This window comes from Myxococcus sp. CA005 (assembly GCF_006518205.1).
In the GTDB taxonomy this organism is placed as follows: Bacteria; Myxococcota; Myxococcia; order Myxococcales; family Myxococcaceae; genus Myxococcus; species Myxococcus xanthus.
Map to the genome: position 1 here is coordinate 12,494 of NZ_SRLV01000078.1, position 19,521 is coordinate 32,014.

Below are 19,521 nucleotides of genomic sequence, written 5' to 3' on the forward strand. Positions count from 1 at the left end.
TCGACCATGAAGCCCACGCCAGGAGACATCTTCGTCGTCCACACCCCTCGGCTTGACGCCTACACGGCGGTCCAGGTGACCGCCCTGAAGGTCGAGGGGAAACACGAGCTGGCCTGTGTGCTGGCGTTGGATTGGGTAGGCCCCTCCCTGCCCGACGCCGCCGCGGTGGCGGCCATGGCTCCCGCCCACTTCAACTTCTTCTTCTGGAAGGACCACTGCGTCCACGTCTGGGCGTCCGCCGAGGTTCCTCGCGGCTTCACCCGGGTGGGCCACCGGCCGCCCCTCGTCGTCGAGGACGTCAACAGCTACAGCGGTTGGCCATCCGGCAGCGCCCTCTACAGTCAGCGCCGCTGGGAGGCCATCCCCCAGGCGCAGCGCGACGCCTTCAAGCAGATGGTCGCAGCACCCGACGAGCAGGTGCTGTTCACGGTCGGCGACATGGAGGTACGCCGCTCGACGCAGCGGCTGGATACGGCTCGCCTCGCCGCCGCGCCTGACTTGACGGTGTTCGAGGTGCTGCCGATTCTGACGTCTGTCAATGCGGACGCCCCCATCCCTGGCCTGTTCGACTTCATCCGGCGCCGCCCCTTTGTCTATGAATCAGCGGTGCTCAAGCATGGTGAGCGCCGAGTCGACCTGCGGGGAGCCCAACTGTCCCGGCTCACGCTCGACGTGACGGGCGTCCACGAGCTCTATCTGAACGACGGCCTTGAGGACCTGTCCCTGGTCGGCCAGCCGGACCCGGCGCTGAAGATTCACGGCGAGGCGGATGGGCGCTGGCTGACCTTGTCCCTGGGCGCTCCGGACATGCCCTGGTCCGGTCTGGACACACTGGACAGCCTTCATCTGCGGGCCGCGCGCGACGTGGATGCGTCGCGCATCGTGCGGCGCTTTCCGAACCTGACGGAGCTGCGCATCTGGGGAGCCCCGGGCTACCTGAGAAACACCGAGGAGCTGGCGAAGCTCCCGGCCCTGGCCATGCTGACATTGAGCGACCTGTTCGGGATGTCACCCGACGAGTTTCCCGGTCCGGAGCAGCTCCCCCACCTGGGCATGCTGTGGTTGACGAGCATTCCCGCGGACGTCGCCGCCCAGGTGAAGAAAGCCTACAAGGCCGCTGCGCGCGAGGGATTGGACCTGTCGGTGCGACAGCCGCGCAAGGCCGACTGGCTGGCGGAGAACCTGGACAACCCCTTTCGCGTCTGGGACGGAGCCGACAACATCAGTCCAGCCCAGGCGAAGAAGGCCGCGGCGCTGTACCGCCAGGCACGGTCGGCCGCGCTCAAGGCCGTATCCGAAGGAGACCGCTCCCCCGCCGCCTTCGTGTCCGCGCTCACCCCCATCGTCACGGCCTACACCGATGGCTTCAACAAGCTGGATGCCCGCCACACCTTCATCTTCACCGAGGAGCGTGAGCAGATTTATCTCGCGCTGATGGGCATCTTCGACGCAGTGGATGAAAAGCTCCGGTCCACGGAAGGAACTCCCGCCGAGCCGCTCAATCGAGATGCCCTGGTGTCGGTGATGGATTCGATTCGAGACTTCTAGGGTGATTCACCCGCGCAAGCACGCTGGTGACTCCCTTCGGCGAATTCACGGAGCCCTGCATACATCAGCGACTCCGTTGGCCAGCCGATTGCCTGGGGCCGCGAATGCCTTCATCGAGCCCTCCGGCTATTTTGTGTAACAGATTTGTATCAATCCACAGGAGACAGCCGGACGCAGTCATTGAACTTTTTCACATGCGCAGAGGCATGTAGCGTCCGTCCGCGTACTCCAACAGGACATCTGTCCTTTCCGTATCGGAACACTTATTACCGTTTAAAACGTGCAAATCTGGCGTGCTATCTTCGGCCACCATGCGCACTTCCCTCAGCTTCGCGTCCCTCCTCGTCGCATCTTCCCTCACCGTTGGCTGTCTCGGCCCCGAGACGGACACTGATACGGATGCGGTTCAGTCCATCGAGCAGCAGGCCACGGACCCCTTGTTCCGCGTCCACAACATCGTCGAGGCGGTGCTCCCGGCCGCCAACTACGACGGTGTCGCTGGCAACGAGTGCATCGCGCTCGTGAACCCCGAGCACCGCCTCCGCAAGATCATCATCGTCGAGACGGCCGGTGCCAACGGCGCTTGCGCGCTCAATGCCTACAGCGCTGGCGGCGCCCTCAGCTTCACCTGGGGCGACACCGCCGTCTACCAGGGCCCGGCCGGCATCGCCTCCATCCGCGCGGCGCTCTCCGACACCGATGGCGCCGTGCACCGCCTCACCGGCACGCTCACCTCCGAGGCCACCACCCTGGCGCACCTGCAGTCCTTCCTCACGCAGACCAACACCCAGCAGGCCAGCCAGCTCGCCACGTTCACCGCGGAGCGCGTCCACTCCCGCTACGACTTCGAGGGCCAGGAGCAGGTCTACGCCGAGGCCGCCTACCAGGCCGTCCGAGTCACCCAGCCCTGTGAGAACCCCGGCTACCCGACCCTCGAGGCCCGCGTCCACAACGGCTTCGTCTATGGCTACAAGGCCAGCAACACGGGCAGCTGCCACAGCGGCTGGTTCACCCTGCGCTACGTCTACAACCGCAACTGGCAGCTCGTCGACAGCTACGAGTACTCCGAGTAGTCCGCCACGCCGCGGCTTGATGCGGCAGGCAGTCGCCGTTGCTCATTGATGGTCATGGATTGGCCTCTCGCGCGAAGCGGTCCAGCGGGAGGTCATCCATGAGTGCTTCGTCCAGAAGAGCGGCCGGGCACAGCCTCATGACGTACGAACAGCGATTCACCACGCACAAGGCGCCCCTGACACGCGTGCCCGCGCGCCATGGCCCCCCATCTGCAGTTGGAGCGAGTCGCTGCCCCCATCCCCATGTTCGCTGCTTCGCGTCCATTGGGGCCGCCCGCGAACACGAACACGCGCCCATCCAGCACCTCCACGTGCGTGGGACGCGGGCGCATCCCTGGGACCGATTTGCCAAGAACGGGGAACGTCCATGCGGTACTGCCGTTCATGCGGTCATAGGCCGCGACCAGGCCATTGAAAGCCGTGACGAGGAGTGGACTCGACTGGTGCGGTGCGTTCATGCCGCGATCCGTTACCACAGAAGCTCAGAGCCCCCGCCTCCGCCCCCGGCCTGAGCGCACGGCCCCCACGGTGCCCTCGGAGAAGGCCGCGCCATGGGCGTTGCCCCCCTTGGAGACGGCGCCTTGAATACGTACTGGCCCGTACTTTCGTAGAATCGCGAGTGAGTCCGGGCACTTGGGGCCCCTGGGGATGCAGCCACCCACCCCGCATGTCGTCCGGACTCGCGCCCCGCATGAGAGCCGGCCCGGCGCTGGAGTCCGTAACGCACCCGCCCAGAACGTTGGTAGGACTCCCAACCTGCTGGGGCGCGCCTAGGAAACTCCCAGATTGCGCTGAAATCAACTATACGCGCTCCGTACAAATTTCGCGGCACACGAGCGACCCGGTCGGCGAGGTCAGGCTCCCGGGACGTCTCTGGAGGATTGGATGGAGTTGTCGAGTCTCGAGTCGAGTTTCTGGGCAATCGCACCGGGCGTGGTCGGCGCCGTGGGGCTGCTCTTCGCTGCGGTCTTCTACTTCCGCGTCAAGGCGCTCCCGGAGGGTGACGCGACGATGAACCGCATCGCGGGCTACATCCGCGACGGCGCGATGGCGTTCCTCGTCCGCGAGTACAAGGTGCTCGCCGCGTACTGCGCGGTCATCGCGGTGCTCATCGGCCTGGCGCTGGGGCCGCTCGCCAGCGGGAGCTTCGTGCTCGGCGCGTTCCTCTCGCTGCTGGCCGGCTACATCGGCATGAAGGCCGCGACGTTCGCGAACGTGCGCACCGCGCAGGCCGCGCGCACCGGCTCCAAGCCGAACGCGCTGCTGGTCGCGCTCGACGGTGGCGCGGTCATGGGCCTCGCCGTCGCCGGCCTGGGCCTCATCGGCATGGGCGGCGTCTACTACGCCTTCCAGGGGCATCCGCAGCTTTCCCCCGTCCTCCACTCCTTCGCCGTGGGCGCCAGCTCCATCGCGCTCTTCGCCCGCGTGGGCGGCGGCATCTACACCAAGGCCGCTGACGTCGGCTCCGACATCGCCGGCAAGGTCATTGAGAACATCCCCGAGGACGACCCGCGCAACCCGGGCGTCATCGCCGACAACGTGGGCGACAACGTGGGTGACGTGGCCGGCATGGGCGCCGACATCTACGAGTCCATGGTGGCCGCGATTGTCGCCGCCATGGCCATCGCGCTGACCGCCAGCGCCGCGGACCTCTCCCGCCTCGTGGTGGACCCCTCCGCGATCGGAAGCGCGAAGGTGGCGGGCGTGGTGATCCCGCTGGTGCTGTCCGCCGTGGGCCTGGTGGTCAGCCTGCTGAGCATCTTCATCGCGCGCGCGCTCAAGCACATGAACCCCGCGCAGGTGCTGCGCAGCGCCCTCATCCTGCCCCCGGTCATCCTGGTGGGTCTGTCCTTCGTGATGATGCAGGTGTTCGGCCTGTCCCAGGCCATCACGGTGGCGCTGGCCGCGGGCGCCTTCGGCGGCGCCATCATCGGCCTCGTCACGGACTACTACACGTCGTCCACGCCGGTGCAGCGCATCGCGGAGGCCTCCGTCACGGGTGCCGGCACCAACCTCATCCGCGGCCTCGCCGTCGGCATGGAGAGCGTGGGCATCCCGATGGCCACCATCGCCGTGGTGGCCTACATCGCCGACCAGGCGCTTGGCCTGTACGGCATCGCGCTGGCGGCCGTGGGCATGCTGGGCGGCACCGCCGTGGTGATGACCGTGGATGCCTACGGCCCCATCTCCGACAACGCCGGTGGCATCTCCGAGATGTCCGGCCTGGGCCCCGAGGTCCGCGCCATCACCGATGAGCTGGACGCGGTGGGCAACACCACGGCGGCCATCGGCAAGGGCTTCGCCATCGGCTCGGCGACGCTCACCGTCATCGCGCTCTTCTCCGCCTTCAACCTCGAGGTCAACCACACGCGCATCGCCGCTGGCCTGCCGGAGATGAGCCTGCAACTGACCAACCCGAACGTCATCGTCGGCCTGCTGCTGGGCTCCATCCTCCCGTTCCTGGTGGGCGCCTCCACGATGCTCGCCGTGGGTCGCGCGGCCGGTGCCATCGTCGAGGAGATTGGCCGTCAGTTCCGCGAGATTCCGGGGCTGATGGAGCTCAAGGCGGACCCGGACCCCAAGAAGATCGTCGACATCGCCACCAAGAGCGCCCTGCAAGAGATGGTCTTCCCGGGCATCATCGCCGTCGCCGCCCCGCCCCTGGTGGGCTACCTGCTGGGCCCTGGTGCGCTGGCGGGTCTGCTGGCCGGCTCGCTCGTCGTCGGCGCCACGATGGCCCTCTACATGGCCAACGCGGGCGGCGCGTGGGACAACGCCAAGAAGTTCATCGAGAAGGGCAAGCTGCCGGGCCACGCGAAGGGCTCCGCGGTCCACAAGGCCGCCGTCGTCGGTGACATGGTCGGTGACCCGTTCAAGGACACCTCCGGTCCTGGCGTGGCCATCCTCATCAAGGTCATGAGCGTCGTGTCCCTGCTCGTGGCCTCGCTCATCGCGCTGCGGTAGTCGCACCGGTGCAGCGCCTCGGATGCCGAGGCGCCGCGCCCCCCCGGCAGCTCGCACCGCGCGGCCCCATCAGCCGCGCGGTGCTCCGGAGCGCTGGAGGGAAGCCAGGGCAAGCCTGGCCACCTGGTGTCCCCACCCCGCCGGCACCGCGCCTCCTGGCAGCGGGCCGGACCTCGGGGGGAGCGAACCGACCATCCCCACCCTTGCCTGCCCGGGAGTGCTCTGGCCAGCGGGTGGGCAAGCACTACACTCATGGTGTACCGCGACCGCCTGCGCGACAGGCCTCAGGTGCGGCGGCACCGGCTTCAGCGGCCTGACGTGCACGCATTCGCACCCGTGCCCCCGGGGAGAGGGCTGCGTGTCTCCGTTGTTCCGCTGTCAGAGAGGTGACCCATGGTCCTGGAGCTCTCCCATCAGCAGATCCACGTCCTCCACGCGTGCCTGTCTGAAAGCATCGCGGAGTTGCATGACGAGGTCCTTCACACCGACGAGCGCGACCTGCGCGAAGCACTGAAGCTCAGGCTCGACCACCTGCAGGGCATCCAGCGGCAGGTGGAAGCCTTGATGCAAGCCGAGGAAGCGGCATCTCCTGACTGAATGCCGCTTCCCTGCTGCTCGAGAATGCAGCCGGGCCCCGAGCGAGAGACAGAGGTGCTCCAGGTCGATGTCGCCGGCAACGGACCGGTCGCCACGCTGACCTCGAGCACCGCGAAGGCGTACGTCGTCGCTCGCGGGCCAGGCTCAGCCGGTCACGGTCCCCACACCGGCCCGCTTGGGGTGACCGTCATCGCTTGCACCCCCGCGCGCAGCGGCGCCGGAGTAACCGCGCCGCTGGCGGCGTAGCCGAAGCTGCCGCCCGTGCTCTCAATCCCCTTCTCGAAGCGGACCACCGCGCTTCCGCGGGTTGGGTGACTCAACGTCACGCTGTACGCGGTCGCCGTCTCGTCGAGCGTGAGCTGCAGCGCCGAGCTGTCGGCCACATCCTTGGCCTGCACGACGTTCAGGAAGTGACTCACCACCTGCCCGTGGGTCTCAATCTCTCCACGGAACTGGCCCACCGGGTACGGGTAGGTGCCATCGCCGCGCACCGGGCCGCGCTCGTCGACGATTCGCCGGACCGGATTGGCAGGAACCAGGGTGCTGACCCGCAGCTGCTGCCCGCCACTGTTCGCGGACCAGGTGTTGCCCATGAGCACCGGCTGCTCCGGGAAATGAATCAAGAAGGTCTTGGCCACCGAGGCGTCATCCCGTGCGCTTTCGAGCCGGTCGAACACAATCAGGGTGTCGAGCGGACGCACGAACAAGGTCTCACGCACCACCCGTCCCGCGTGCGGGTTGCCGACCTCGGCCTCTCGGTGGGCCCACTCGGCGTTCAAGTCATACACGCCGGTGAGGTCGACCGCGGCGTAGCTCGCCACGGACGACGACTCCAGGCGCAGCATTTGCGGCGCGTGGTGGTAGTAGCCGACCGTGCCCAGCCCCTCGAACAAAAGCGTGTTGTGCGCCACGGGTGACGCACAGTCGACCGCCGCGCCACCGGCGTATCCGACGATGGAGTTGGCGTAGCCCACCGTCTCGCGGGTCAGGAACTCGCCCGCGCGCCACACCTGGAAGTTGCCGGAGTCGCGGTGCTCATGGCCCGCGTTGGCCGTCACACCGAACTGCAGGTTGACCAGGGTCGCGTCGGGCGCCCACGCCGTCTTGGCGTACACCATGCCCAGTCCAGGTGCGTGGTAGTCGAGCGGCAGCTCCGCGAGGTCACGAGACGGCACCGCCGCCAGCGTGTCGCTGTAGACGTACCGGATGAGCCGGTCGTCAATCGGATGGCCGGTGAGCTCCAGGAAGCGCTTGGCATAACCCGCGATGGGCTGGTCCGACCACTCCCCGATGAGCGGGGCGAAGTAGCTGCCCAGCAACGTCTGCGCGGTGTTGCTGGGATTCCACCGGTTCAGCCAGCGCTCGTCGTCATTGAATGGGAAGGTCTCGAACAGCTGGAATTGGCCCCTCCGGCTGGGCCCCGGCGTGGTCGAGTAGATGGACCAGAAGACCGACGCCATGAAGTAGTCGGTCTGGTTCCACATGTCGTGGCCATACAGGCCCAGCGTGGTGAACGGCACCGTCATGTAGCCGAACGTCCGGCGGCCGTAGGTTGAGCCCTCGTGCGGTGCGCCACCCGCCGCCGGCCCATCCAGATAGGGCCGCAGCGAGAAGGCCCAGCGTGATTTCATCGCGTACTGCAGGAGCTCGTTGGCGAACGGCTGGTTTTCATGCCAGCTGGCAATGGCCCACAGGAGCGAGTTGCGGAAGTACCCCGTGTAGTAGTTGTTGCCCTCCATGCCGATGCCGCCCCACGGATTGTCGTTGAGCGACTCGATGGCGACGTTCCACCGGTTGATCAGGAGCGTGCGCTCCGCCGGAAGCAGGTGGGCGAAACACCAGTCGTAGGTGAGGATGGCCGCCTCGCCGTACCAGCGGGCCGGATCGCTCGACACCGTGTTCTCGGAGATGGGAATCTCGGTGCGCACCGCCCAGTCAATCGCGGCGCGGCACGACGCCGGGGTGCCGGTGAGCAGCGAGTGCATTGCCGCATCGATGGCCTGCTCGGGCGCTTGTACGTTCGCGACGGGCGTGTACGGGTTCTGCGCGAAGTACGCCTGGGCCCGGGCCAGCCGGTCCGCCGTGAACCACACCCGAGGATGCGCCACCGGGATATCGAGCACCACGGGCGGCCCGTTGGCGATGGTCAACATGACTGGCGCCGAGGTGGTCCGGTTGCCGGCGCGGTCCCGCGCCACCGCCGTCATCGGGAAGGTGCCGTCCCCCAGCAGGGTGGTGGAGACGTTGATCCAATAGGGATAGCTGAGGTCTTCGCGCCCGAAGTCCTGTCCGTTCACCTGCAACTGCACGCCCGCAATCCTCACATTGTCATGGGCGTCGACCCTGACTTGGAGGGTACCGCCCACCGTCACGCCGCTCTCGGGCGCGACGATTTGGACCTGGGGCGGCGTGACGTCGGGAGGTGGCGCGCTCACGTTGACGGAGACCGGCGCGGAGACGGTGACATTGCCAGCGGCATCACGAGCCACCGCGGTCAACTGCCTGAGCCCATAGGGCTGGAGCGCCTCGGTGTCGAGCGTCACCGACCAGGGTGCGGCCATGTCCGGCGAGCCGACCTGAACGCCGTCGAGCTCGACGTGGACCCGGGTGACGCCCACGTTGTCGCTCGCGCTCATCCGCACCGTGAAGGGACCACTGACCGCCTCTCCCGCAACGGGCGCGGTCACCTGCACCTCGGGAGGCGTGGTGTCGACAACAGCGTTGGCGACGGTGACGAGGATCGGCGCCGAGGTGGTGAGGTTGCCAGCGGCGTCGCGCGCGTGCGCGGTCAACACATGGTTTCCATTGCGGAACAGGCGGGTGTCGAGCTGCGTCGAGTCGAGGTTACGGCCGTCGATGCGCAGCTGCACGCCGACCACGCCGACGTCGTCGCTCGCGTCCACGGTGATGCCGACCACGCCCTGCACCGTCGCGCCCGCCGCGGGCGCCGTGATTGCAACGGACGGAGGCGTGGTATCGCTGCGCGGCGCAGGCGCGGTGTACTCAATGGTGAGGAGCGGCCGACGCTCCGGCTGGGTGGCCAGGCTGGTGAAGACCTTGGCCACCTTCCCAATCCTCGAGTTCGCCAACATCACGCCCTGGTTGGTCGACGGGTCGTCGACCCACGACTGCACCACCGCCACGTCGAGTGGCACGTCGTGCACGCTCACCGTGCCCGGAAACGTGGAGACCTCGAACGACGAACCGGCGACCAGGTCCGTCCCCTGCCCGGCCGCCCCCAGCCGGTCCCACTCCAGCCCATCGTCGCGGAACTGCCATCCCAGTCCGTTGGCCCCCAGGTTCCAGGGCGCCTGCACATATGCGCCTCGAATCGAGAAGTCGCTGGTGTAGGTCTCCACCGCGAAACGCAGCGTCGCGCTCTGAACCACCGCCCCAGCCGGCACGCCCGTCTGCGGGAAGCGCAACAAGGCCTGAACCTCATAGTCCTCGGTCTGGAACACCCCGAGCAGCACCTGATTGCGATGTGCCGAGCCGTTCTGCGTCATGCCTTGGCTGGTGATGGCCACCGCCTCTGACACAGTCACCGGCGAGGTCACAGCCCGCAGCGCGGCCCCCGTGCCGGCTTCCGGCGTGCCATCCTTCGTGCATCCCGTGAGCAAGAGCGCGCCAAGCACCGCTGCCCATACCCCAGTCATACTGCTTATTCTTGAGTTCATTGTCTGGCAGCTATTAGCGCACCGTTGACGGGAAGGTCAAAGGGGCGTCTGCGTTTGCGCTGCCAGCCCCGCTGCGCTGGGGCAAGACATCTCTGCGAAAGCCCTCATGGCGCCGGTGAATCGCGCGCGTTCAGCGGTGAGCGCCGGGAGCGCGAGTTGCCGCGCCTTCCTCGTGGCGTCTCTCCGACGTACCGCCGGAACACGCGGCGGAACGCAGCGGTGTCGGCATACCCCACCCGGGCAGCGACATCTTCGACCGACGCATGGGTCGTCTCGAGCAGGTGGGAGGCGTGAGCCACGCGCACCCGCTGCACGAACTCGAGCGGCGTCATGCCCAGCCCCGCCTGCACCCGCCGCGCGAGCGTGCGCGAGGAGGTGGCACCGGCCCGGGCGAGTTCATCGAGCGTCAGTTGCCGGCCCAGATTCGCGGCGACGAATTGCTCCACGGCACGAAGCGCTGGGTCCGAGACGCGGAGGTGCTCCATCACCATGTACCTGGCCTGTGAGACACGCTCGTCGAGCACGAGGTAGCGGGCCACCAGGTGCGCGAGTGATGGGCTCGCGACCCGCGCGACGATGGCCAGCACCAGGTCCGCATGCGCGAAGGCCGAGCCCGCGGTGAGGACGCCGTCGCTCTCGACAACCATCCGGTCCGGCTGGAGGGCGACCTCGGGGAAGCGACGCACGAACGAAGGGACGAGCCACCAGGTCGTCGTCGCGCTCCGCCCCGCGAGGAGGCCGGACGCCGCGAGGACGAAGGTCGCGGAGCACGAGGCCGCGACCATGGCGCCCTTCGCCGCCACACGCGCGAGCAACGTGATGCCACGCGCCGCATCGGCCCGAGAGAGCAACTGTTCGATGGCGCGCTCGCTGGCCGCGGAGAGCCCAGGGACCAGCAACACGTCTCCAGCCTTCACACTTCGGAGGCTCAGCGCGCCGTCCACGGAGACGGTGCGTCCCGTGCCCGAGCGCACCGGCTGACCATCGAGCGACACCACCCGCTGACGCAAGACCTGGGCACCCCGGGGAACCGAGGCGAGCCCTGCCTCGACGAGTCGCGCGGCCGTGTCGACCACATCGAGCCCCACGCCCAGCGAGCCCTCTGCCACGCCATCGAACACCACATGCGTAATCACAGTGGCAAGAATAGCCCGTTCATTGTCAATCTCGCCACTGGCCGCGGAGGATGGACTTCCCGCATCGTCCAGGCATGCGCCCATCCACACCTGACTCCACGGCCGACGACCCTCTCGATGACTTCACCCGGCGGCCCCTCACCCTCAACGACGCCATGCGAACGGTCTACGTCGCCGGCCACGGCCCCGCCGTCATCGTCATGGCCGAGATGCCAGGCATCAGCCCGCACGTCGCCCGCTTCGCGCGTTGGGTCCGCGACGCGGGCTTCACTGTCTACATGCCTTCCCTCTTCGGCAGGGACGGTGCCTACCCTCGCGCGGAGGAGGGGCGTGCCATCATGCAACGCGCCTGCGTGAGCGCGGAGTTCCGAGCGTTCGCGGCGAATGAGTCGAGCCCCGTGACGCAGTGGCTGCGTGCCCTGGCACGCCTCGCACATGAGGAGTGTGGCGGTCCGGGGGTCGGCGCGATTGGGATGTGCTTCACGGGGAACTTCGCGCTCTCCATGATGCTCGAACCCGCGATGCTCGCTCCCGTCATGTGTCAGCCGTCGCTGCCCCTGAGCGACACCGGCGCGATTCAACTGGCGCCTGACGAGCTTGCCGCCGTGAAGGAGCGCCTCGAACGTGACGACCTGACGGTGCTCGCCTATCGGTTCGAGGGAGACCGATTCTGCACGGCGCAGCGATTCCAGGCATATACGGCCGCGCTCGGAAAGCGCTTCGTTCCCCGAGTGCTGCCTACGTCCGCCGCGAACCCGACGCCGCCCCCCTTCTTCGCGGAAGTCGTCGGGTGCGCCCACAGCGTCGTGACGGCCCATCTCATCGACGCGGAGGGAGAGCCCACTCGCGCGGCGCGAGACGAAATCCTCGCCTTCTTCGCTCAGCGGCTGGGACGCGCGGGAGCACAAAGCGCGACGTGATGCGCCCATGCGCCACTCGCGTCAGTGGGCCACGCGGGCACGCGGCGCCAGGCGGACCAGCAGGGCCGCCAGCGCCGAGGCCGTCGCCGGCACCGTCACCGCCATTGGATTTGCGCCCGTCAAATCGGTCAACTCAGGGGAGAGCAGCGCCAGCGCCCTGCCGCGCCGCGAGAAGCGCCGTGGCCAGCTCCGCAAGGGCCCGCGATTGCGTCGCAGAGAGTCGCACCGCGGGCCGCGCGCGCTGCACCATCGAGAGCGCGGTCGACGCATCCAACGCATCACCTCGGGCAATGAGGAGCGCGGCCGCAATCATCCCGGTGCGTCCATGCCCTTGCGCACAGTGGATGTAGAGCGCATCAGGTCCGACAGCCAGCTCACGCAGGACAGGGGTCACTCTCGCTACGGGCAGAATCGAAGCATCAAGGATGGGCAGGGAGACATACCGGCCCGCGCGACGAATTCCTTCCGGTTCGACGAACTCAGACGTCAGATCGAGCACGGTCACGATGCCGTCGGGAAGCTCTCCCGCCAACAAGCGTCTTCCAATGAAAACGCCTGGCACCACTTCGTCGAACGCACGCTCTCGCGACAGCCATCGAACCAGATGCCAGGCGCCCCATGTCAGCAAGAGATAAGGCAGGAGCAAGATGATTGCCCAGGGCTGCATCCGCCCGTCCACGCGCTTGCCGAAAGCGTGTTCGCCCAGTCCAGCGTAGGCGAGTGCCACCAGGATGAAGCTCACCCCAGGCCACAACAGAAGCCACGCGACGCCGCCCAGTCGCAGGGCCAGGAAGGCAATCAACACGGCAGCCATGGCGAAAACGAAGGCGTACTTCATGCAAAGCACAGCGTAACCGGAACCGTGGGCGGCTACACGTCCATCCAGGAAGGGCGAATCACACGCGACATCTCGGGACTGGTGGCCCCAGGTGCGTGAAAGCCGCCGCGCCCGCTAGCGAGCGCCCCGGGAGGCTTCCAGCCCGCTCACGTACTTCCGGACCATCAGACTCAAGGGCACGGCCACCAGGGCGATGACAGTCGCCACCAGGTACACCTGGTTGATGCCCGTCACGAATGAGAGCAACTCGATGTCACGACGCTCCGTCATCCCCTCCCGCGCGAGCACCTGCGCCTCCCGGGCCGCGAAGCTGGAGAGGAGCGACGTGAAGATGGCAATCGAGAAGGCCCCGAACACGTTTCGCAGCCAGTTGCTGATAGACGAGGCGTGGCCACTCAGCTCCCGGGAGAGCTGCTCCATGCCCGCGTTGCTGGCCGGCATGATGGAGAGCGAGATGCCCACGTTCCGGACCAGCATCCACATCAGCACGTAGGTGTGGGAGACGTCCGGCGTCAGGCGGCTCAAGGCATATGTGCCACCCGCAATCAACAGGACGCCCGCCGTCATGAGCGTGCTCGGCCCGAGCTTGCCGTACATGCGTCCGACCAGGGGCATCAGGAGCGCCATGGACAGGGAGGCCGGGAGAAGAATCAACCCCGTCTTCAGCGGCGTCACACCCTGGATTTCCTGGAGGAACAACGGGATGAGGAACGCGCCCGAATAGAGGCTGATGGTGATGATGCTCGAGATGAGCAACGTCACCACGTAGCGGCCGTTGGCCAGCACCCGCAAGTCGAGCAGCGGCGCATGCGTCCTCAGTTGGCGGACGACGAAGTAGACGAGTGACACCGTCCCCAGCACGGCCAGCGACACCGTCTTCGAATCCGTCCATCCCCAGGCCCGTCCCTGACTCAAGGCGATCAGCAGCGCCAGCGTTCCGGTGATGACGGTGAGCAGCCCGGGGAAGTCGAACGCCTTCGGAACCTCCAGGCGGTAGTAGGGAACGGCCCGCACCGCCATCGCCACGGCGGCGAGGCCCAGCGGCACGTTCATGAAGAACAACCACCGCCAGTTGCCCAGCGTCATCAGCCAGCCCGCCAGCGTGGGGCCGAAGGCGGGGGCGAGCATGGAGGACAGGGTCCAGAGGCTCGCGGCCAGCGCCTGCCGTTCACGCGGCAGCAACTGATAGATGAGCGTCATCGTCACCGGCATGATGGCGCCACAGAACGCCCCCTGGACGAACCGGAAGGCCACCAGTGAGCGCGTGTCCCAGGCCACCCCACACAGCACGGAGGCCACGAGGAAGGCCACCAGGCTGGCCACGTACACCCACTTGAAGCTGAAGCGTCCACCCAGATAGCCAGTGAGCGGGGCGCTCGTTCCCATGGCGAGCATGAAGCCCGTCAGGGTCCACTGCACGGAGGACAGCTCCGCCCCGAAGTGCCGCTGGAGCTCGGGAATGGCGATGGTGATCGTGCTGGAGCTCAGCACCGACATGAACGACCCGACAAACAGGGTGAACATGAAGGGCCAGAAGCGGGGGACTGTCGGCTCGGCGGCGGAGTGCATGGGCGGCGGCAGGCGCTGGAGCGCGAGACCGAAGCCACTCATGAATCACGGCTGACGCCGAGGGTCCAGCCGGAAGGGACCCGCCGCCGCCGGCCCTCGGCTGCGCTCTGCTCAGGATGTCATCGTGGGCCACCAAGCCAGCGCCCCATTCCGCGGGGCGCGGTGGGCTACTACCTCGACCACCCCGGCCCCACCGACATCTCGTAGTCAAGGCGAACCACTTCATTGATGCCCACCGAGAAGTCCGTGCAACGCCCGAACGTCGTGCAGATTCGATAGTCCCCCAGGACCAGCGAGGCTTCGTAGAAGCCATCCTTGTTCGATGTCACGGAAACCACGTCCATGTCCTGGGGCAGTGACTTGACCAGCAAGGTCATCGACCGCGGCTCGCGCTCACACCCAGAAGAACACACGTCATTGACATAGGAGGTCATCCCATAGACCCCCTGCGATATCGTCACGGCCTCTTCAGGGTCGACATCACCGCAGGCCACGCTGCTCAAGGTCATGACGGCGAGCGACGCCAAGTATCCCCGGGAGTTCACCTTCATCAGAACAGCTTACGCTTCAGCCCCATGGAAAAACAGACAGGCTATTGCGCAGGCACCCGCTCCGTGGGTGAGCGTGAGGACCAGCACGAGCGCCAAGGCCTCGAAGAAGCGCGACGCCTCGAAGTTCAGATAGACATTGGACATGACCCTCTCCCCTCCGCGGCCATGAGACCGCGGGGTTGAACGACAACGCGGATGGAGCGCCCCAGGCTATGGGGCGGTGGATTCGAGCGCCGCCGCCAGCCGCTTGCGAGCCAGGTGCAAGCGCGACCACGCGGTGCCCTCGGGAATCCCGAGGACGCTGGCAATCTGGGCGTGTGACAGGCCTTCCACGGCGAAGAGCGACAGCACGGTGCGGTGCTCCAGCGAGAGCGTCCTCATCGCCACCTCGAGTCTGCGCCTCCGCTCCCGCGTCTCGAAGGTCTCCTCGATACCCGCCCGAGGGTCCGCCATCTCGATGTCGACCGCGTCGCCACGGTGACGCTCGCGCCGCGTCTTCGCGGCCACGGCGGCCCGCACCGCGATGCGATACGCCCACGTCGACAGCTGCGCATCCCCCCGGAACTGCGGCAGGGCCCGTTGAATCGAGAGGAACGTCTCCTGGACGGCGTCCTGGGCATCACTCGGGTCCCGGGTGATTCCATGGCAGAGCACGTACAGCTTCCCGCTGAGCGCCTCGTACAGGTGGCGCATGACATCCTCTCGCGCGGCGGCGTCGCCCGACACCACGGCGGCCCGGAGGGCCTCTTCATCGAATGGCACGCGCGGCGTCACGGTGCGACCTCGAGTTCGGCGCGCTCGCGCAGCAGTCGCGGCCTGCGCGTCCGAGCGAGGTAGACCGTCATGCCCAGGTTCACTCCCGCGGCAAACAGCAGGGTGACGACTCCCGGGAGCCCCTTGTCGCGCATCAGAAACGCAGTCCCCGCCATCGCGACCGTCATCGCCGGGAAGAGCCACAGGAGGGTGGTCAGGTCCTTGAGCTCCGTGTCGATGCGAGCCCGCCGCTGCGCCATCCACGCGTCCACGCCGACACTGGCCGCTTCGATGGCCCGCCGTTGAAGGCCGCGCAGGGTCAAGACGAGCCCGCCAGCGAAGAGCACTCCGACCGCCGAGACAATGGCCCACAACCGCAGGGGCGCCTCCGGTGCGAACAGAGGGCCCAGGAACACGCCCTGCCCCACGAAGGACCCGAGCGCGGCCCACGGGCCGTATTTCAGCCAGAAGCGGTCCTTCGCGAGCGCCCGCGAGACTTCCGCGTAGCGCGGCGCCGGAATGCTCACGCCGCCAAGCGCCTGGTCCATCTCCGCCGAAAGTGCGAGGGCCCGCTGGCACTCCGGACACGTCGCGGCATGCTGCTCCGCTTCCTCTTTCTCCCGCACGTCGAGAGCACCGTGGCGGCTCATCTCGAGCGCGAGCTGATATCCATCGCAACTCTTCGAGGTCATCCCTCCTCCTTCCGCCAGCTCAGAGGCGCGAGGAAGAAATCCCTTCACGGCAGGCACTTCTTTTTCGAAAAACGACAGAACCCCTCGAAATCACGAGGGGTTTCCAAGCCCACTCACCGGGGCTTCACGGCCTCGCGAAGAACGACACCTGCTGGAAGCGCAGGCCGGCAAGAATCTGTTCCACCCGCGCGTCCGACAGCGCCCCGATTCGCTCTCCCAGACGCGCCTTGTCGACCGAGGACACCTGCGACACGACGACGACGCTCTGCTTGGGGAGGTTTCCCTCTCCCACTTCGAGCAGCACGTTCCCCGGCTCGCTGGCCCGGTGCAGGTTCGACGTCAGCGCACACACGACCACCGTCGTGATGCGTGAGTGATTGAAGACGTCGTCCTGAACCACCACGTGGGGGTGCGAATAGCTGGGGACCGGGCCTCGTGAGTCGTCGGGCTCCACCCAGAACACATCACCGCGGTTGATTCGCTCGGGGGGCATGCCCTCGGGGTCTCCTGTGCCTGCCTCCGGTCTGGCGGCCCGGCCTTCTTAGCGAGCGCGGAGGCTTCCTCCAAGGCATCCGCCATCAGTTCCTCAAGGACAACGCCGACCGGGCCAGGCACGAGAAGCTGGGCTTCTACGACGGGTGGGGCGCCTTCACGAAACAACTCGCGAGGCTTGCCGAACGCGGCACCTGACACGGTGTAGGGTCGGCCCAAACGACCCGAGACGCGAATGCCCCACACCTCTCCGTCCCTCGAATCGCTGACCGAACTCACCACCCTTGAGGGGCTCCTGGCGGAGCGTGGCCTGGATGCGCTCCTGGCCACCTTCGACGAGGTGCTCGCCGGGACGCCCCCGGACACACGCATCCTCAAGAGCGAAAGCCTGTCGGTCGGCCCCAGGACCTTGCAGGTGCTCCGGCGCGCGCTCGCGCTCGACGCGGCGCTTCTCCGGGCGCACCCCGAGACGCTCTTCCAATGCCTCTACAACCGCCTGCGCTGGTTCGACGCCCCAGACACGGCTGCGCACTTCGCGCCCACGGACGCGGGGCCCTGGAGCCACGCGGAAGCGCACCTGTGGAAGCTCGCGGAGCACTGGAGGGGACAGTGGACCGCGCGGGAGGGCACGTCCTGGGTCGAATCCCTGCGGCCCCTGCCCGGAGCACTGGAAGGCAATGACCAGGTCCTGCGGCACGGCGCCCAGGTGTTGTGCGCGGCCTTCAGTCCTTCGGGCGACTGGCTCGCCACGGGCTCCTGGGAGGACGAGCGGAACGTCCGCATCTGGGACGTGGCCACCGGGACACTCATCCGCCAACTGGCGGGGCACGAGGGCGAAGTGCGCAGTGTCGCTTGGAGCCCGGACGGGACGCGGCTGGCATCCGGCTCACGCGACCACGACGCGCGCATCTGGGACGTCGAGACGGGCGAGCTCCTCCACGCCATGACACGCCAGGAGGGCCAGGTGACGTCGGTGGCCTTCAGTCCGGACGGCCGCTGGCTCGCCGCGGCGAACCTCGGGTGGCGGGTGCGGCTGTTCGACGTGACCTCGGGCCGGGAGGTGCGCACGCTCGAAGGGCACGAACAGTCCGTGTTGACGGTCGCCTTCCACCCCTCAGGCCGGTGGCTGGCGTCAGGCGCGTCGGACGATACGGTGCGCATCTGGGACCTGGAGACAGGCACGCAGACCGCCCACATCCGCAGCACCACCTCCGTCTCGTCCGTGGCCTTCAGCCCGGATGGCGATTGGCTCGTGCTGACCTCCATGGACGGCCTCATCCGGGTGGAGACGGCAGGCTGGACGCGCGTGCCCGGGGCGCTGGGCCAGGGTCCCTATTCCCAGGTCGCCTGGCTCGAAGGCGCACGGCTGGGCGCACTCGCCTTCAACCGGGTGGAGCTGCTCGACGCGAGGAACGGAGAGGTGCTCCGGGCGCATCCCTACCCTTCCGACGGCCGTGAGCGCGGCGCCGCCTTCCTTCCGTCCGGCAAGCGCTTCGCGCTGACCGCGGCGAATGGGCGCACGCATGTCCGCGACCTGGATGCGGACCCCAGCCCTACCCTCCTGGCCGAACAGGACCGCGTCATGAACCTGTGGGGACATGCCGAAGGGGCATGGGGCATTACACGCCTGCACTCGGAGACGCGCGTCATCGATTCACAGGGGCAGGCCACGGCACTGCCTCCCGGCTCTCCGGCGGCCTACGCGCAGACCTGGCAGGTCAGTCCCGACGGCGCATGGCTGGCCCAACCCGAGCTGTCCTCACACGAGCGGCGCTACCGGCTGGGCATCCTGCTGCTCGACGCACGGAGCCTCGCCCCCGTGCGCACCCTGCTGGCGCCCCCTGGCGAACAGGCCGCGAAGGCCCAGACGCTCCTCGTCAACAAACTTCCGATTGCCTTCTCTCCCGACGGGAAGCTGCTGGCGGCCGCCATCGAAGAGGGCGCGGTGCACCTCTGGCGCGTGGCGGACGGCACCTTGCTGCACAGGCTGCGCGGACCTGGAGGTCCCATCACCTGGGTGGACTTCACGCCGGATGGCACCTGTGTCGTGTCGGGACATGCGGCCAGCGAACGCGTGTACGTCCACGAGGTCCGGGGCGGCAAGGTCATCGTCAACACCGAAGCGGTGGTCGAGCCTTCCCCCGCCTATGCCGCGGCGGCCAGCGCGCCCGTCATCGTCGTGGGCCGAGCGTCGGGAGAGCTCGTGCTCATCACGCTCCCCACCGGCGCCCAACAGGTCCTGACGGTGAGCCAGGAGCCCGTCATCGCCCTGGGACTCTCCGCGGACGGCACGCGCGTGGCGGCCTCCAGCATGGATGAGTGCGTGCGGGTCTTCGATGTGCGGACAGGCGCACGCCTGCATGAGCTTCCCCACCCGTCCCTGCCCTTCTCCATCGCGCTGAGCAGCGAGGTGCTCGTCACCCTGGCCGAAGACATGCACACGCGCGTCTTCGACCTCGCCACGGGCGAACTGCGCACGGAGCTCGATGGAAGCGTCACCACGGACGACTTCGTGTCCCAGCGCTACTGGGAGACGCTGGGCGAAGGCCCGGTCACCTTCCACCTGCAACGAGACACCACGCCCCGGGCCCACTTCCAGGATGCGATGGAAGAGACTCTCATCCTGAAGGACGGGCTCGTCCTGGGACGGGGCCGCACCGAGCGGGACTTCTTGTACGTCCTGAAGCTCCACATACCCTGAGCATCAGGAA

At 67.6% G+C, this 19,521-nt stretch carries 15 protein-coding genes; 6 read left to right on the forward strand and 9 right to left on the reverse strand.

What is annotated here, in order from left to right:
* Window positions 1–6: 6 nt before the first annotated feature.
* The 4 genes from FMQ63_RS27955 to FMQ63_RS27970 all read left to right on the forward strand — a co-directional run bounded on the left by FMQ63_RS27955 (window position 7) and on the right by FMQ63_RS27970 (window position 6,182).
* Window positions 7–1,548, forward strand: a complete 1,542-nt coding sequence (locus tag FMQ63_RS27955; RefSeq protein WP_011551784.1) for a hypothetical protein — start codon at window positions 7–9, stop codon at window positions 1,546–1,548.
* 311 nt (window positions 1,549–1,859) lie between these two features.
* Window positions 1,860–2,621 carry a hypothetical protein gene (locus FMQ63_RS27960; RefSeq protein ID WP_216609319.1) on the forward strand — a complete coding sequence of 254 codons (762 nt, stop codon included), beginning with the start codon at window positions 1,860–1,862 and terminating at the stop codon, window positions 2,619–2,621.
* Window positions 2,622–3,506: 885 nt separating this feature from the next.
* Window positions 3,507–5,585: a sodium-translocating pyrophosphatase gene (locus FMQ63_RS27965; protein WP_011551782.1), complete on the forward strand. Its 2,079-nt coding sequence runs from the start codon at window positions 3,507–3,509 to the stop codon at window positions 5,583–5,585.
* A 393-nt stretch (window positions 5,586–5,978) separates the two neighbouring features.
* Entirely contained in the window at window positions 5,979–6,182 is a 204-nt protein-coding gene (locus tag FMQ63_RS27970) for a hypothetical protein (protein ID WP_011551780.1), read from the forward strand.
* Window positions 6,183–6,334: 152 nt separating this feature from the next.
* Here the strand turns inward: FMQ63_RS27970 and FMQ63_RS27975 are convergent, their stop codons facing one another.
* Window positions 6,335–9,838 carry an Ig-like domain-containing protein gene (locus tag FMQ63_RS27975; protein WP_225909806.1) on the reverse strand — a complete coding sequence of 1,168 codons (3,504 nt, stop codon included), beginning with the start codon at window positions 9,836–9,838 and terminating at the stop codon, window positions 6,335–6,337.
* Window positions 9,839–9,963: 125 nt separating this feature from the next.
* Window positions 9,964–10,995 carry a GlxA family transcriptional regulator gene (locus FMQ63_RS27980; protein WP_228556508.1) on the reverse strand — a complete coding sequence of 344 codons (1,032 nt, stop codon included), beginning with the start codon at window positions 10,993–10,995 and terminating at the stop codon, window positions 9,964–9,966.
* A 74-nt stretch (window positions 10,996–11,069) separates the two neighbouring features.
* Here FMQ63_RS27980 and FMQ63_RS27985 point away from each other — a divergent pair, with 74 nt between their 5' ends.
* Window positions 11,070–11,915: a dienelactone hydrolase family protein gene (locus FMQ63_RS27985; RefSeq protein ID WP_011551777.1), complete on the forward strand. Its 846-nt coding sequence runs from the start codon at window positions 11,070–11,072 to the stop codon at window positions 11,913–11,915.
* 133 nt (window positions 11,916–12,048) lie between these two features.
* Here FMQ63_RS27985 and FMQ63_RS27990 read toward each other — a convergent pair whose 3' ends face one another.
* From FMQ63_RS27990 to FMQ63_RS28015, 7 genes are all read right to left on the reverse strand, one after another.
* Entirely contained in the window at window positions 12,049–12,753 is a 705-nt protein-coding gene (locus tag FMQ63_RS27990) for a dual specificity protein phosphatase family protein (protein ID WP_216609317.1), read from the reverse strand.
* A gap of 114 nt (window positions 12,754–12,867) precedes the next feature.
* Entirely contained in the window at window positions 12,868–14,364 is a 1,497-nt protein-coding gene (locus FMQ63_RS27995) for a DHA2 family efflux MFS transporter permease subunit (protein ID WP_020477712.1), read from the reverse strand.
* Window positions 14,365–14,492: 128 nt separating this feature from the next.
* Complete coding sequence (locus tag FMQ63_RS38160) at window positions 14,493–14,699, reverse strand: carboxypeptidase regulatory-like domain-containing protein (RefSeq protein ID WP_225909804.1); 207 nt, start codon at window positions 14,697–14,699, stop codon at window positions 14,493–14,495.
* Window positions 14,700–14,882: 183 nt separating this feature from the next.
* Complete coding sequence (locus tag FMQ63_RS38475; RefSeq protein ID WP_011551773.1) at window positions 14,883–15,017, reverse strand: hypothetical protein; 135 nt, start codon at window positions 15,015–15,017, stop codon at window positions 14,883–14,885.
* Between the two features lie 66 nt (window positions 15,018–15,083).
* Window positions 15,084–15,647 carry an RNA polymerase sigma factor gene (locus FMQ63_RS28005; protein WP_011551772.1) on the reverse strand — a complete coding sequence of 188 codons (564 nt, stop codon included), beginning with the start codon at window positions 15,645–15,647 and terminating at the stop codon, window positions 15,084–15,086.
* The gene (locus FMQ63_RS28010) at window positions 15,644–16,318 is read right to left on the reverse strand and encodes a hypothetical protein (protein ID WP_020477713.1); all 675 of its coding nucleotides are present in this window, start codon (window positions 16,316–16,318) and stop codon (window positions 15,644–15,646) included. Before FMQ63_RS28010 ends, FMQ63_RS28005 begins: the two co-directional genes overlap by 4 nt.
* 124 nt (window positions 16,319–16,442) lie before the next feature.
* Entirely contained in the window at window positions 16,443–16,811 is a 369-nt protein-coding gene (locus FMQ63_RS28015) for a type II toxin-antitoxin system PemK/MazF family toxin (RefSeq protein ID WP_011551770.1), read from the reverse strand.
* A gap of 234 nt (window positions 16,812–17,045) precedes the next feature.
* On the opposite strand from FMQ63_RS28015, the gene FMQ63_RS28020 reads away from it, so the two are divergent.
* A complete protein-coding gene (locus tag FMQ63_RS28020; RefSeq protein ID WP_020477714.1) occupies window positions 17,046–19,511 on the forward strand; it encodes a WD40 repeat domain-containing protein in 2,466 nt (821 codons plus the stop codon).
* Window positions 19,512–19,521: the final 10 nt, after the last annotated feature.